Here is a 13,212-nt window from a genome sequence, read left to right as displayed (position 1 = left end):
CATGCTTGAACCCACTATTGCTTTGCGAGTTAAAACTCAGTATCTGCCATTACAATCGAAGATAGCGCAGAATCAATTTGTTTTCGCTTATACCATTACACTAACAAACCAAAGCACTGAACAAGTTCAGCTGCTAACCCGCCAGTGGACCATTACCAATGCCGACGGTGAAGTAACTGAAGTAGAAGGTGACGGTGTGGTTGGCCAGCAACCACTAATAGCACCTGGCGACTCATTTAGTTACACCAGTGGTACAGTACTTTCAACACCTGTTGGTATTATGCAAGGTAGCTATGGCATGATTAATAAAGCTGGCATGCCATTTAATGTGGCTATTCCTCAGTTCCGACTAGCACTACCGAATATTCTGCATTAATAGCACAGCGAGATGTTTACATGAGCAGGTATATTGTTGGTGATATTCATGGTTGTTACACCACACTGCAAAGCCTGCTTTGTACGGTGGGCTTTAACCCAAGCCGCGACGAACTTTGGGCCGTAGGTGATTTGATCGGCCGAGGTCCTGACCCCTTACGCACGCTAACTTACTTAGCCAACTTAGATAATGCTTTTCAATGCACATTGGGTAATCACGATCTGCATTTTCTTGCGGTTTATAGTGGCTGCCAGCCCATACGCGCAAGCCACTGTACCCGAGAATTGCTGAGTGCACCCAACATAAGCCAGCTCGTAGGCTGGTTGCGGCATCAGCCGCTTACCCTAAGTGATAACTGCAACAATCTGTTTGTTAGCCATGCAGGTATTCCCCCTGCTTGGAATGTTCACCAAGCAAGCGAATACGCTTCTGAAGTGGAAAGTATTTTGCTTGGCAGCGACTGGAAACAACTTTTAATGCACATGTATGGTGACCAACCGGACAAGTGGTGTTCAAGTTTATTGGGTTATGACCGATACCGATTTATAATCAATGCACTAACAAGGATGCGTTATTGTACTACTGATGGCCGCCTTGACTTATCGTGGAAAGAACCACCACACTTGGAAGTCCCGGCCAACCTGAAACCATGGTATAGTTTTGTACCTGAGAGTGAGACAACCCTTTTTTTTGGCCACTGGGCTGCACTCTGTGGCAAAACAGAACGGAATGATATTATTGGTCTTGATACGGGTTGCATTTGGGGCGGGCCATTAACTCTTTATGATTGCGATCGACAAGAAAAAGTTAGCGTTCCTTCTTTGGAAAGCTAGAAAACAAACTTTAGTAGTGTGTGGAGCTTATTTATGAGAATTACCGTTGCAATGCGCGTTATAGGTGGGTTTACCATCATTACAGCATTACTTTTTGTTATCAGTGTGAGCTCTTTTCTTGGCTTGAAAAGTGTTGGCTCTTCAAGCGAGCAAGTCAATGAAATCGCTATTCCTTCGCTGGTAGGCGTTGGTTCGGTGCAGGCAGAGCTGCTACAAATTAGTAATATTCAATTAGAAAGCTACCATTCAGGCACTATTGAAGCCGTTGCCCAAGCTCGCGCTGCTTATACGAATAATAAAAGTCGATTAGAAACTGATATCCGCAACTTAACCGCCATACTCAACGCGTCAGGCCAACGGACTAATATTCAAGACGTAATTGATCGCTCAAATAATTTTGTTACTGACGCTGGTGCGGTTATTTCATCACAACGCGAATATCTTGAACTCACTGAGCTTAGCCAAAAGAAAATTCGTGAAGTTGAAAACTCCTCCGACAGCGCAGCCATGCTGCTGTTAGATCTTACCGATGAAGCCGACATTTCTCGTGAGTTGTTTAATGAGTCTGGCTTACTTGAAGGCACCTTAAACAGTTTGGTTACTTTAGGCTACGACATACTTAAGGTAGAAGAGATTAATCGTGCCGATATTATTCGCAGTGAAATTGAAGTTGCTATTAACACGGCTCACGAGCGCTTTGAAAAGGTTCGTACGTTAGCCCCCAACCATCCACTTATAGCTGACATTGCCCAAAGTATCCGCTCTGCTTCAGACTCTTTGATAGGTTCACCCACTGCATTAGTTGAAGTAATTCAACATTCATTGCAACTGCGGGCTCGTAGTCAGCAGCAAATAAATGCTAACGCAGAGCGAATGGACCGGTTATTACTTGATATGACGCAGTTGCAACGACAAGTGCAAAGTTTAGCGCAAACAATTCGTCAAGACGCTGACGGCGCCATTGCCCGTGGCAGCTGGATCAATATTGTTTTAACACTGGCTTCTGTGCTGTTAGCTATCGGTATTAGCTTTTTAACGGTGCGTGCTATTACGGCTCCATTGGCACGTGTAAATAGTATTTTGAACACCTTAGCAGCAGGTGATTTAAGCCAGACACTTGATGACACTAACGACGACGAGTTTGGTGAGTTAGCCAAAAACACTAATAAACTAATTGATAACCTACGTGGTTTAATTGAGGGTATTGCGAACCGCGCCACCCAACTGGCCACGGCAGCTGAACAGTCTTCGAGCGTGTCGGCTGAAAGTAGAGGCGCTATTCAAGAGCAGCGCTCACAAGTAGAGCAAGTAGCTGCTGCTACCCATGAAATGACCAGCACTTCTTCAGAAGTAGCCCGGGCAGCCACCGACGCACTACGTGAAATTCAGCATTCCGACGAAGAAGCTGGCCGCGTTAAAGTTATTGCCGACCAAAACCGCCGTACCATTGAAGGCCTAGCCGTTGAAATTAAAAATGCGGCTGAAGTTATTAACCAACTTTCTGAAAACAGCTCAAATATTGGTAGCATTCTTGATGTTATTCGCGGTATTGCCGACCAAACTAACTTACTCGCCTTGAACGCTGCTATTGAAGCTGCAAGAGCGGGCGAACAAGGCCGTGGGTTTGCTGTAGTAGCCGATGAAGTTCGAACTCTTGCGAGCAGAACTCAACAGTCTACCGAAGAAATACAACGCATGATAGAAAGCCTACAAACCGACTCCGCGCGGGCTGTAGAGGTTATGGAGCGTGGTCGTAAGCAGGCCGAAACAAGCGTTACTCAAACCGAAGAGCAAGCTAAAGCATTAGAAGCAATTACCACCGCAGTGCACCAAGCTTCAGATAGCAGTACACATATTGCCACTGCCGCGGAAGAGCAAAGTGCGACTAGCCGTGAAATTAGTGAAACCTTAGAACGCATTGTTGCGATTGCCGAACGTGCTGAAGCCGGCGCATTACAAACTGACGAAGCAAGCGACGAAGTGGCGCGCTTAGCGGCGGAGATGCAAGAATCAATTCGTAGTTTCCGGTTATAATTACTTTTAGTTATTAACCGAAACATTAACGAAAAAGGGCGCTGATAGCTTATCAGCGCCCTTTTTATTCGGTTCTAAATACTTACTATTAAAACAGCTTAATTTAACTTGATCCGAGCAAATTTACGCTTACCCACCTGGTAGACAGCGGAAGAGCCTCGCTCGCACTCATGTTTAGCATCGGTAATTCGTTCACCATCAATACGCACTGCATTTTGCTTAATCATGCGCATTGCCTCAGACGTTGACTGCACTAAGCCGGCCTCGCGTAACACACTGCTAATACCTAGCTGTGCATCGTCAAGCGTTAGTTCAACGTCGTCGATGTCATCTGGTATTGCATTTTTCTGGAAGCGTTGAATAAAGTCTTGTTCTGCCGCGTCGGCTGCAGCTTCGTTGTGAAAGCGACCTATCAGTTCCTTCGCTAACAACACTTTAATGTTACGCGGGTTTTCACCCTTGGCAACCGCATCTTGTAAGTCATTAATGTCACTAGCAGAACGGAAGCTAAGCAGTTCAAAATAGCGCCACATAAGTTCGTCTGACACCGACATTATCTTCCCAAACATATCGTTTGGCGCGTCAGTAATACCAATGTAGTTCCCTAACGACTTCGACATTTTTTGTACGCCGTCTAGGCCTTCAAGTAAAGGAACGGTAATAACGGTTTGTGGCTCTTGCCCTTCCTCACGTTGCAGCTCTCGCCCCATTAGTAAATTAAAACGCTGATCAGTACCGCCCATTTCAACATCGGCTTTCAGCACTACCGAATCCCAGCCTTGTACTAAAGGATAAATAAACTCGTGAATAGCAATGGGCTGGCCTTCTTTATAACGATTTTTAAAGTCATCGCGCTCAAGCATTCGGGCAACGGTTTGGCGAGCAGCAAGCTTGATCATGCCCGCAGCGTCCATTACCCCCATCCACTCGCTATTAAAGCGTACGTCGGTTTTCGCAGGTTCGAGAACCTTATAAACTTGCTCTTTATAGGTTTCCGCATTGGCCAATACTTCTTCGCGACTTAAGGGTTTGCGAGTAACATTTTTACCTGAAGGATCGCCAATCATACCGGTGAAGTCACCGATCAAAAATACTACTTTATGCCCTAAGTCTTGAAACACTCGCAGCTTATTTAGTAAAACTGTGTGTCCTAAATGTAAGTCTGGCGCGGTTGGATCAAAACCCGCTTTAATTGTAAGTGGCTTGCCACGGCTTAACTTCTTTTCCAATTCTTCGCTTAGCAGTATTTCGTCGACACCACGGGTAATGAGTGCCATTGCCTCAGCCACTTTAATACTCATTCTTTACTCCAGTTAACATGAACTTTTTACATTTAGACCATTCTACTGCAAAGCAGCTTTTTATTGAAATAACTCAGCACTAGCCAACAGCATAAAATGCTATTATGCTACTGACTGCGTTGCAATTAGGTTTCTTTTTATGGTTAAGCCAATGAAAAACGTCGTTCGTATGCTTCCACGACGTCATAAAATTACGATATCGGGTATTACCGCGCTTTTACTGATCCTTTTATTCTGGCCTTCAGAGCGCGCTAGTGCGTCGCGCAACCATGAGCAAGCCGAAACCATGCTTGAGCTTGGTAAACGCTACCCACTGCCCTTAACCCTTGCTTTAAACGAGCTTGATGAGCCTACGCAGCAAGACATTGACTGGGTAGACTATGAAATTCAACCTGGCGACAGCTTGGCCCGTATATTCTCTAGCCTTGGATTTTCGGCCCAACAACTGTACCGCTTAACAAAAGCAGATAAAGACAATTTATTACGCCGGGTGCACCCTGGCGATTCAATTCAAATAGCCAAAGACGCTAATAATCATATTATCGAATTGCGCTATGCGCTGAACGACACCGATACCTTTGTTTTGCGCTCTCAGGAAAGCGACAACGACTACATTGCTAGCCGTGAAACCAAAGAATTTGAAAGCCGCTTAGAGTTTGCGCAGGCATCTATTACTAGTAATTTCTGGAATGCGGGTGTTGAAGCTGGGCTTACCCAATCTCAAATTATGAACCTTGCCGAACTGTTTGGGTGGGATATAGACTTTGCCTTAGACATTCGTCAGGGCGACCATTTTGCGGTGTTGTTCGAGCAAAAGTTTGTTGATGGCGAATACGTGGGTACTGGCAACATTGTTGCGGCTGAGTTTGTTAACCAGCGCGAAACCTTTCGTGCAGTACGACATGAAAATGGCAATTATTACACCCCTGCCGGGAAGAATATGCGCAAAAGCTTTTTGCGGGCGCCAGTGCATTTCACCCGCGTAAGCTCAAGCTTTAACCCGCGCCGCTTACACCCGGTAACTGGGCGTGTAGCGCCCCATAATGGTATCGACTATGCAGCCGCTACAGGTACGCCGGTAATGGCTGCTGGCGACGGCCGTGTTATTGCAAGTGCTTATAACAATTTAAATGGCCACTATATTTTCATTCAGCATGGCGAACGCTATGTTACTAAATATCTGCATTTAAGCCGTCGCCATGTGAATAACGGTGAACGCATTCGTCAAGGCCAAATTATTGGCCGAGTTGGCGCAACTGGCCGAGTAACAGGTGCTCACTTGCACTATGAGTTCTTAGTCGACGGTACGCACCGTAATCCGCGTACGGTAAACTTACCACAGTCAGAATCGTTACCAGCCGATGAACTCAAGCCCTTTACCGCCATTGCCGAGCAAAAAATGGCTATGATAGCGAGCCGTCAGCGTATATTCCTCGCTTTCAATAATGACTAATCACCAGCGTTATATTGGTATTCTTTCTGGCACTAGTATTGACGCTATTGATTTAGCATTAATTTCGATGCAGGGGGAGCAAATAAAGCTCCTCCAATGTTACAGCCATTCTTTTCCACTTCCGTTGCAGCAACGCTTACAAAGCTTATGCACCCCTCAACCCAATGAGCTAGTGGCGTTTGGTTTAGCCGATCGGGAATTTGCGCTCGTGGCTAGTGAAGCGGTGCAGCAACTTTTGACCTTATGTAATTTAACTGCAAGTGACATTACCGCCATTGGCAGTCATGGCCAAACCGTGCGCCATCACCCTGAATTAAGCCCTGCTTTCAGCCTACAGCTGGGCTGTGCCGCAACATTAGCTGCTAATACGGGTATTGCCGTGGTCTCGCATTTTAGACAAAAAGACATTGCCCTTGGTGGTCAAGGTGCACCCCTGGCACCAGCCTTACACCGAGCTCTTTTTCATTCGCCAAACGTTAACCGTGCTGTAATTAATTTGGGTGGCATTGCCAATATTTCCTGGCTACCGCAACATGGCGAAGTTATAGGCTTTGACTGCGGCCCCGCCAACACCTTGCTTGACGCTTGGTACCAGCAACATCATGCGGGCCGGTACGACAAAGATGGAACCTGGGCTAGCTTAGGTACAGTGAATGTAAGCTTACTTCAAAGTTGCTTAGCCGATCCTTACTTTCAACAAGCACCACCAAAAAGCACTGGCCGTGAATACTTTACGCTAAACTGGCTACAGCAGCACTTAAGCAAGCAAAGCCTGCTTGAGCCAATAAACGTACAAGCTACTTTAGTTGAATTAACTGCACACTCGGTTATTCAAGCGCTCAAGCAATTTGCTCCTGCGCAGCAGGTGTATTTATGCGGGGGCGGTGTACACAATAAGCAATTGCTTGTTCGGTTACAAAGCTTAGCTACTGCCATTGACTGGCAAAGTACTGATGCCTTAGGTGTAGACCCTGATTGGGTAGAGGCTATTTTGTTTGCTTGGTTAGCCCATTGCCATGTAGCAGGGCTAGTGGGTAATTTAACTGCAGTGACAGGGGCTAAACGGGCAGCGGTACTAGGTTGCTACACGCCTGCCTTATAAGCCGGCAGGCGTTTTTAGTTCGCTTTACCGGCTATTTCAAACTAGCAAATGCATCTCTGGTAATGTTCTCAACGCCGTTTTTGGTAACATGCACGCTGTCCTCAACCCGCACGCCACCAAATGGACGCAGCTCGGCAATGCGTTGCCAATTAAAGTCTTCATTACCCGCATACTCTTCTAGTAACTGATCGACCACATATAAACCTGGCTCAATAGTAAATACTTGGCCAATTTCAATGTCGCTGCGTAAACGCAAGAAAGCATGGCGTGCATCACGGGTATAACTTTCACCCTGAGCATTTTTCAAGTAACCCGCTACGTCGTGTACTTGTAAGCCAATAAAATGACCTAAACCATGCGGAAAGAATGCATTGGTGTAACCACGTTCATAAATGGTCGCGGCATCAATTTTAAGAAAACCGAACTGACTTAATAGCCCTGCAATTTTATGGTGCATAGCCACATGCAAGTCGTAGTAAGAACGGCCCACTTCAATTTCGCTAATAATGTCACGTTCGGCTTGATCCATAGCCTCGACTAATTCGGCATAAAAGCCGCTGCTCGACGCACTATAAGTACGGGTTATGTCTGCGCAGTAGCCATTATACAAAGCGCCAGCGTCAATTAAGAAGGAGCGATGTTCAGCCGGGGCTAATGTGTCGTATTTGTCGTAATGCAAAACCGCCCCGTTTTGGTTTAACGCCACAATACTGTTATAAGGCAATTGCGCTTGATGGCACTGTGTTGCTGCTAAATAGGCATGATGAATTTCAAGCTCGCTGGCTTTGTTATCAAAAGCAGCCTTAGCCGCATTATGGCCCCGAGCGGCTATTATATTGGCCTTTCTCATGCAGCTAAGTTCATATTCAGTTTTTAAACGACGCTGAAAGTGCAAGTGGTCAATTAGCCCCTGTGGGTTCATATTGTTAATGCCCCATTCAGGTAGGGGAGCAAAGCTTTCACCTATGTATGCGGTTTTAGCTAACTGGCCAGATAACGCTGTGCGTACCGGCTGAATAGCATCAACTAAAGTTATGTCTACCATTTGCTGCCAGTCGCCAGAAGGTACTTGCGGTTGCGTATGCCAAAAGTCGCGTTCTTGAAATAAAAATACCCGCGGTGTTTCGCCTATTTTATAAAAAATAAAACTTTTCGGGCTTTCTACTACCGGCACCCAGTATTTGAAGAATGGGTTTACTCGGTATGGGTAAGTATTATCATCAAGAAAAGCCACTGCAGGCTGGCCCGCAAAGATAAGTACGCTGTCGAAACCGTTTGCTTCAAGCGCCTCATTAAAGCGACGTGTTACAGTTTTTAGGTGCTCTTGGTACAGGCTCATACGCCCCTCTTACTGAAGTAAATGTACTTGCAGTGTAACAAAAAAAAGCCCGTGCTTCATGTTACTGAAGCACGGGCTTAATAATTTTTGGTGGTTTTAATAGCTCACTCGTTCGCGTACTACGGCCAGTACTGGCGACGAAGCATAACCAGCTTTTTCAGCCCAGTGTATAACACTTTCGCCGTTAATTTTATCGCCTTCAATAGCGCTGGTAGGTAACAGCCGAATCAGCATTTCACCTACATCTATAGCTTCAGCAGTAATAGCAAATTGCAGCAAGCTATAGCCATTGCAGCGCACATTAGTGAACACATTGCGCAAGCGTATATTGTGATTACTAAGTATAGTGCGCATGCGCTGCCTATCATCAGCAACAACGGCACTACACAAACCTTCTGCCACCATATCCGCAGCTTTACTTTTAATTGGCAGCATAAAGACTACGGCGGCCACAAGAAAAGCCATAAAATGATTTGATAATCGCATTGTTTTATACTCCTTGCTCTGTAGTAGAGCTCTAAAACAATGCTAGATTTTGCTTGATTTGTTTATTAAATCAATTGATTTCGTGTTCGTATTTTGTTAATTCAACTCTTAATTTCTGAGCGTTATCACTCTTATTTTTGCGCAATAGCCTCTTGCTAGCGCTAAGGCTGTGATAATACAAGGCACACCCTCGTTAGCAATAAAACTACGAACCTACACAGAAAATGAAGAGCCACAACCACAGGTGCTAGTTGCATTTGGGTTGCTAACAAAGAAACGAGCCCCTTGTAACCCTTCTTCATAATCTACCACGCCGCCCATTAAGTATTGTAGGCTCATTGGGTCTACCACCAAGGCCACCCCGTTGCGCTCTATTTTGAAATCGTCGGCATTAGTTTTGTCGTCAAACGTAAAGCCGTACTGGAAGCCTGAACAACCCCCTCCGGTAATAAATACTCGCAACTTAAGCTGGTCATTCTCTTCCTCTGCGATAAGCGCATGAACCCGCATTGCTGCAGCATCGCTAAACTCAAGTGGCATAGCCTGTTCTACACTAGTCATGTTTTATTTTTACCTTTGTTAAAATTTACCTAATTACTACGTTTCAATAAGTACGTGTTAGTTTGTGCTTCGCTTAGCTTTCGTCTGCCGTGCTTTGTTCAATTACAGCGGGGTTACTAAGTAAGTCTTGCCACTGATAAGCTCGTTCAAGCTGACGGCTATTACCTACCTTTACTTTCACCATAACACTTTGCGGTACAAATAATTCCGGCAGCTTAAATGTACCTTCTGACAACGTATAATAATTCATGGTGAATTCATTGGCTTTGTCACCAAGTTCCGCCATTGCTAGTACGTCTAACTCAACCCGTTCGCCGCTCTGCTGACCTTTAACTGTTACTTCAAACTGGCCTCGAACCAGTTGCTGCGCACGTTCTAACTGTAATAAAATAAGGCGAAAGTAATAGGTATTGGGGCTTGTGGCAGCCACAATTACAAAGGAGTCTACCGCTACACCGTTAGTGTCTAGTTCAGGTGCCATCACCCGCTGGTAAAAGGCTAACTCTCGAGTAATACTGGCTTTGTCTTCCAGCACCCCACGAAGCTCATTTTGTAATGAGCGACTTGCACTCCGTTCTACATCGAGCTCTACTTGCAGTATGTTATTTTTGTATTCTAACTGATCTAGCCGCTGGTATAAATTACTATGTTGCTGCTCAAGCCAGGCGACGCGATCATTTTGCCAATGCACTCGCGCATTTCCACCGTAATAACCTAAAAACAAAGCACCAATTAAGGCCAATGCAAGAACTACGAAGCTTCGTATGGTTAACGGGCTGCCAAGGCTAAACACGTAATAAACTCCTCGTTGGAAGGCTCTACTAGCCCTCTGCCGACCGGCATGGTAAATTTATGTATCTTTTCAAGGAAACCTATTATGTCAGAGTTCCAGCTTTTACAATGGTTCAAGGCGCTTCACCTAGCCTTCATGGTCGCATGGTTTGCGGGCATTTTCTATTTACCACGATTATTTGTCTACCATGCAGAAAGTAAAGAGCCTCTTGTGCATGCTCAACTACAAATTATGGAGCGCCGCTTACTATTCTTTATTACACCTTTTGCCATTCTTACCATAGTGTTTGGTACCGGCATGTTATGGATATATGGTTTAGGTTGGCTAAAACAAATGCACTGGATGCATATTAAGTTGCTGCTTATTACTTTTTTAGTTGCATACCATATTTACTGTTTCCATTTAGTTAAAAAAATCAAACGGTCAGCCCACTTTCGTTCTGGTCGCTGGTTCCGTATTTTTAATGAAATACCCGTTTTGGCCTTGTTTGCTATCATTATTTTAGCCGTGTTAAAGCCAGCCATTGGCACCTAATTCTTTTACCCTAGGGGCTTCCATCTGCTATAATACCGCCCCACCATAGGGCAAGTAAAAGTAGAGAGCATTATGCAATTCACTGGAGCAAATATCCTTTCGGTTGGGCAGTTTAACCCCGACGCCATTCAGCGTGTTTTTACCATAGCCGACCAAATGGAACCCTATGCGCACCGCAGAAAACGCACCAAGGTGCTTGAAGGTGCAATTCTCGGTAATTTGTTTTTTGAAGCCTCAACTCGAACCAGAGTAAGCTTTGGTACGGCCTTCAATTTACTGGGTGGCGAAGTACGGGAAACCACAGGCATGGAAAGCTCGGCCATTGCTAAAGGCGAGTCGCTATTTGATACCGCTCGCGTGCTTTCAAGTTATAGCGACATTATTACCATGCGGCATCCTAAAGCTGGTTCGGTTGCTGAGTTCGCTGAAGGTAGCCGAGTACCCGTAATCAATGGCGGAGACGGCGCTAACGAACACCCTACCCAGGCTCTACTCGACTTATATACTATAGCCAAAGAGCTCGGGCACCACGGCCGTAAAGTAGATGGCATGCATATTTGTATGATTGGCGATTTAAAGTATGGCCGTACCGTACATTCTCTGTCGAAGCTATTATGCCTGTATAAAAATGTGCGCTTTACCTTAATTTCACCCCGCGAATTGGCCATGCCCGACGAAGTGCTAAACGCCCTAACAGACGCGGGCCACGCGTTCCGCGTTACCGACGAGCTGGTTGGTGAAATGGACGCCGATATTGTTTATCAAACTCGTATTCAGCAAGAACGTTTTGCTAGCCTTGAAGAAGCGTCGCTTTATCGCGGCAAGTTTCGACTTAACAATGAAATTTACACCCGTCATTACAAGCCTAATACGGTCATTATGCACCCCTTGCCGCGCGATTCACGTGCGGAAGCAAACGAGCTTGATAATGACCTAAACCAAAACCCTAACTTAGCCATTTTCCGTCAAGCCGATAATGGCGTACTTATTCGTATGGCTTTATTCGCTCTTACCCTTGGTGTTGCAGACATTGTAAATAAATACGACACCGATGTGGTTTGGTTTAGTAATAAAGCCCGTTATTAAAAGGAAGTTGTATGTCTCGCTCTGAAGAACTTTTTGCCCAAGCCCAACATAGTATTCCAGGCGGCGTAAATTCGCCTGTACGTGCATTTAAAGGGGTAGGTGGCACGCCCGTGTTCATTGAACAGGCCGACGGCGCCTATATGTTTGACGCCGATGGTAAAAAGTATATTGACTACGTGGGTTCATGGGGGCCGATGATTTTAGGCCACAACCACCCAGCCGTGCGCGACGCTGCTATTGCTGCCGCCGCCCGAGGCTTAAGCTTTGGTACCCCTACTGAAATTGAAATTACCATGGCTGAAAAAGTTATTTCTATGGTGCCTTCCATTGAAAAAGTTCGCATGGTGAATTCAGGTACTGAAGCAACCATGAGCGCTATTCGCTTGGCCCGTGGTTATACTGGCCGAAATAAAATTCTTAAATTTGAAGGCTGCTACCACGGCCACGCCGACTCTTTATTAGTTAAAGCAGGCTCTGGCGCACTTACCCTTGGCGTGCCTAGTTCGCCGGGAATTCCCGCCGATGTGGCCCAACACACACTAACCGTTAGCTTTAATCAGCTTGATCAAGTTGAACAAGTATTTAAAGAAGTGGGCAATGATATTGCTTGTATTATTGTTGAGCCAGTAGCAGGCAACATGAACTGTATTCCACCAGTGCCTGGCTTTCTTGAAGGCTTGCGTGCTATTTGTGACCAATATGACAGTGTGCTTATTTTTGATGAAGTAATGACCGGTTTCCGCGTTGCCCGCGGCGGCGCCCAGCAATTTTATAATGTTACCCCTGACCTAACCTGCTTAGGTAAGGTTATTGGCGGCGGTATGCCCGTAGGTGCCTTTGGTGGTAAAGCTGAGATTATGAACCACATTGCGCCGCTTGGCCCTGTTTATCAGGCGGGTACTTTGTCTGGCAACCCCGTTGCTATGGCTGCTGGCTTAGCAGCGCTCGAACTATTAACCGACGAAGCCCAATACCAACAGTTAGAGCAGCATGCGACCGACTTAATGGCAGGCTTTAAACAACTGGCCGATAAGCACGGTATACCGCTAACCACCAATCAAGCAGGCGGCATGTTTGGCTTCTTCTTTACTGATGCCAAACAAGTAACTACCTTTGAACAAGCAACCCAGTGCAACATGGAACAGTTTAAAGTCTTTTATCACGCTATGTTAGAGCAAGGTATTTACCTTGCACCAAGTGCTTATGAAACGGGTTTCATGTCCTTTGCACACTCTACCAGTGATATTCAAGAAACACTTCGCTGTGCCGACATTGCATTTGCAAAAATAACCCCATAATTGCAGGTTTAAGGAT

The 13,212-nt window shown here is 45.6% G+C and carries 13 protein-coding genes; 8 read left to right on the top strand and 5 right to left on the bottom strand.

Translation table 11 applies throughout. The annotated features are described in order from the left end of the window. Position 1 precedes the first annotated feature (1 nt). The 3 genes from apaG to M1L23_RS14300 are packed head-to-tail and all read left to right on the top strand — an operon-like array spanning position 2 to position 3,243. Complete coding sequence (apaG, locus tag M1L23_RS14310; protein ID WP_252628117.1) at positions 2-376, top strand: Co2+/Mg2+ efflux protein ApaG; 375 nt, start codon at positions 2-4, stop codon at positions 374-376. A 20-nt stretch (positions 377-396) separates the two neighbouring features. Further along, on the top strand, positions 397-1,209 hold the full coding sequence (locus M1L23_RS14305; RefSeq protein WP_252628116.1) for a symmetrical bis(5'-nucleosyl)-tetraphosphatase: 813 nt from the start codon (positions 397-399) through the stop codon (positions 1,207-1,209). Positions 1,210-1,242: 33 nt separating this feature from the next. After that, positions 1,243-3,243, top strand: a complete 2,001-nt coding sequence (locus M1L23_RS14300; RefSeq protein WP_252628115.1) for a methyl-accepting chemotaxis protein — start codon at positions 1,243-1,245, stop codon at positions 3,241-3,243. A 98-nt stretch (positions 3,244-3,341) separates the two neighbouring features. Here M1L23_RS14300 and tyrS read toward each other — a convergent pair whose 3' ends face one another. Further along, on the bottom strand, positions 3,342-4,544 hold the full coding sequence (tyrS, locus tag M1L23_RS14295; RefSeq protein WP_252628114.1) for a tyrosine--tRNA ligase: 1,203 nt from the start codon (positions 4,542-4,544) through the stop codon (positions 3,342-3,344). A 151-nt stretch (positions 4,545-4,695) separates the two neighbouring features. On the opposite strand from tyrS, the gene M1L23_RS14290 reads away from it, so the two are divergent. Beyond that, a complete protein-coding gene (locus M1L23_RS14290; RefSeq protein ID WP_252628113.1) occupies positions 4,696-5,997 on the top strand; it encodes a peptidoglycan DD-metalloendopeptidase family protein in 1,302 nt (433 codons plus the stop codon). After that, positions 5,990-7,099, top strand: coding sequence for an anhydro-N-acetylmuramic acid kinase (locus M1L23_RS14285; RefSeq protein ID WP_252628112.1), 1,110 nt, complete (start codon positions 5,990-5,992; stop codon positions 7,097-7,099). The genes M1L23_RS14290 and M1L23_RS14285 overlap by 8 nt, the downstream gene beginning before the upstream one ends. A 31-nt stretch (positions 7,100-7,130) precedes the next feature. On the opposite strand, the gene pepQ is transcribed toward M1L23_RS14285, so the two are convergent. From pepQ to M1L23_RS14265, 4 genes are all read right to left on the bottom strand, one after another. After that, entirely contained in the window at positions 7,131-8,438 is a 1,308-nt protein-coding gene (pepQ, locus tag M1L23_RS14280; RefSeq protein ID WP_252628111.1) for a Xaa-Pro dipeptidase, read from the bottom strand. 96 nt (positions 8,439-8,534) lie between these two features. After that, the gene (locus tag M1L23_RS14275) at positions 8,535-8,924 is read right to left on the bottom strand and encodes a DUF3718 domain-containing protein (RefSeq protein WP_252628110.1); all 390 of its coding nucleotides are present in this window, start codon (positions 8,922-8,924) and stop codon (positions 8,535-8,537) included. Positions 8,925-9,137: 213 nt separating this feature from the next. Next, positions 9,138-9,485, bottom strand: a complete 348-nt coding sequence (gene erpA, locus M1L23_RS14270; protein ID WP_252628109.1) for an iron-sulfur cluster insertion protein ErpA — start codon at positions 9,483-9,485, stop codon at positions 9,138-9,140. Positions 9,486-9,558: 73 nt separating this feature from the next. After that, positions 9,559-10,278: a DUF6776 family protein gene (locus tag M1L23_RS14265; protein WP_252628108.1), complete on the bottom strand. Its 720-nt coding sequence runs from the start codon at positions 10,276-10,278 to the stop codon at positions 9,559-9,561. Positions 10,279-10,362: 84 nt separating this feature from the next. Here M1L23_RS14265 and M1L23_RS14260 point away from each other — a divergent pair, with 84 nt between their 5' ends. The 3 genes from M1L23_RS14260 to hemL all read left to right on the top strand — a co-directional run bounded on the left by M1L23_RS14260 (position 10,363) and on the right by hemL (position 13,196). After that, on the top strand, positions 10,363-10,812 hold the full coding sequence (locus M1L23_RS14260; RefSeq protein ID WP_252628107.1) for a CopD family protein: 450 nt from the start codon (positions 10,363-10,365) through the stop codon (positions 10,810-10,812). 72 nt (positions 10,813-10,884) lie between these two features. Then, on the top strand, positions 10,885-11,898 hold the full coding sequence (locus M1L23_RS14255; RefSeq protein WP_252628106.1) for an aspartate carbamoyltransferase: 1,014 nt from the start codon (positions 10,885-10,887) through the stop codon (positions 11,896-11,898). Between the two features lie 11 nt (positions 11,899-11,909). Next, positions 11,910-13,196: a glutamate-1-semialdehyde 2,1-aminomutase gene (hemL, locus tag M1L23_RS14250; RefSeq protein WP_252628105.1), complete on the top strand. Its 1,287-nt coding sequence runs from the start codon at positions 11,910-11,912 to the stop codon at positions 13,194-13,196. The last annotated feature ends 16 nt before the right edge of the window (positions 13,197-13,212 follow it).

Source organism: Aliidiomarina quisquiliarum, assembly GCF_023922585.1.
GTDB classification, from domain to species: domain Bacteria; phylum Pseudomonadota; class Gammaproteobacteria; order Enterobacterales; family Alteromonadaceae; genus Aliidiomarina; species Aliidiomarina quisquiliarum.
Note: the sequence above shows the minus strand (reverse complement) of the source record. Positions and strands in the feature narration are given on the sequence as shown.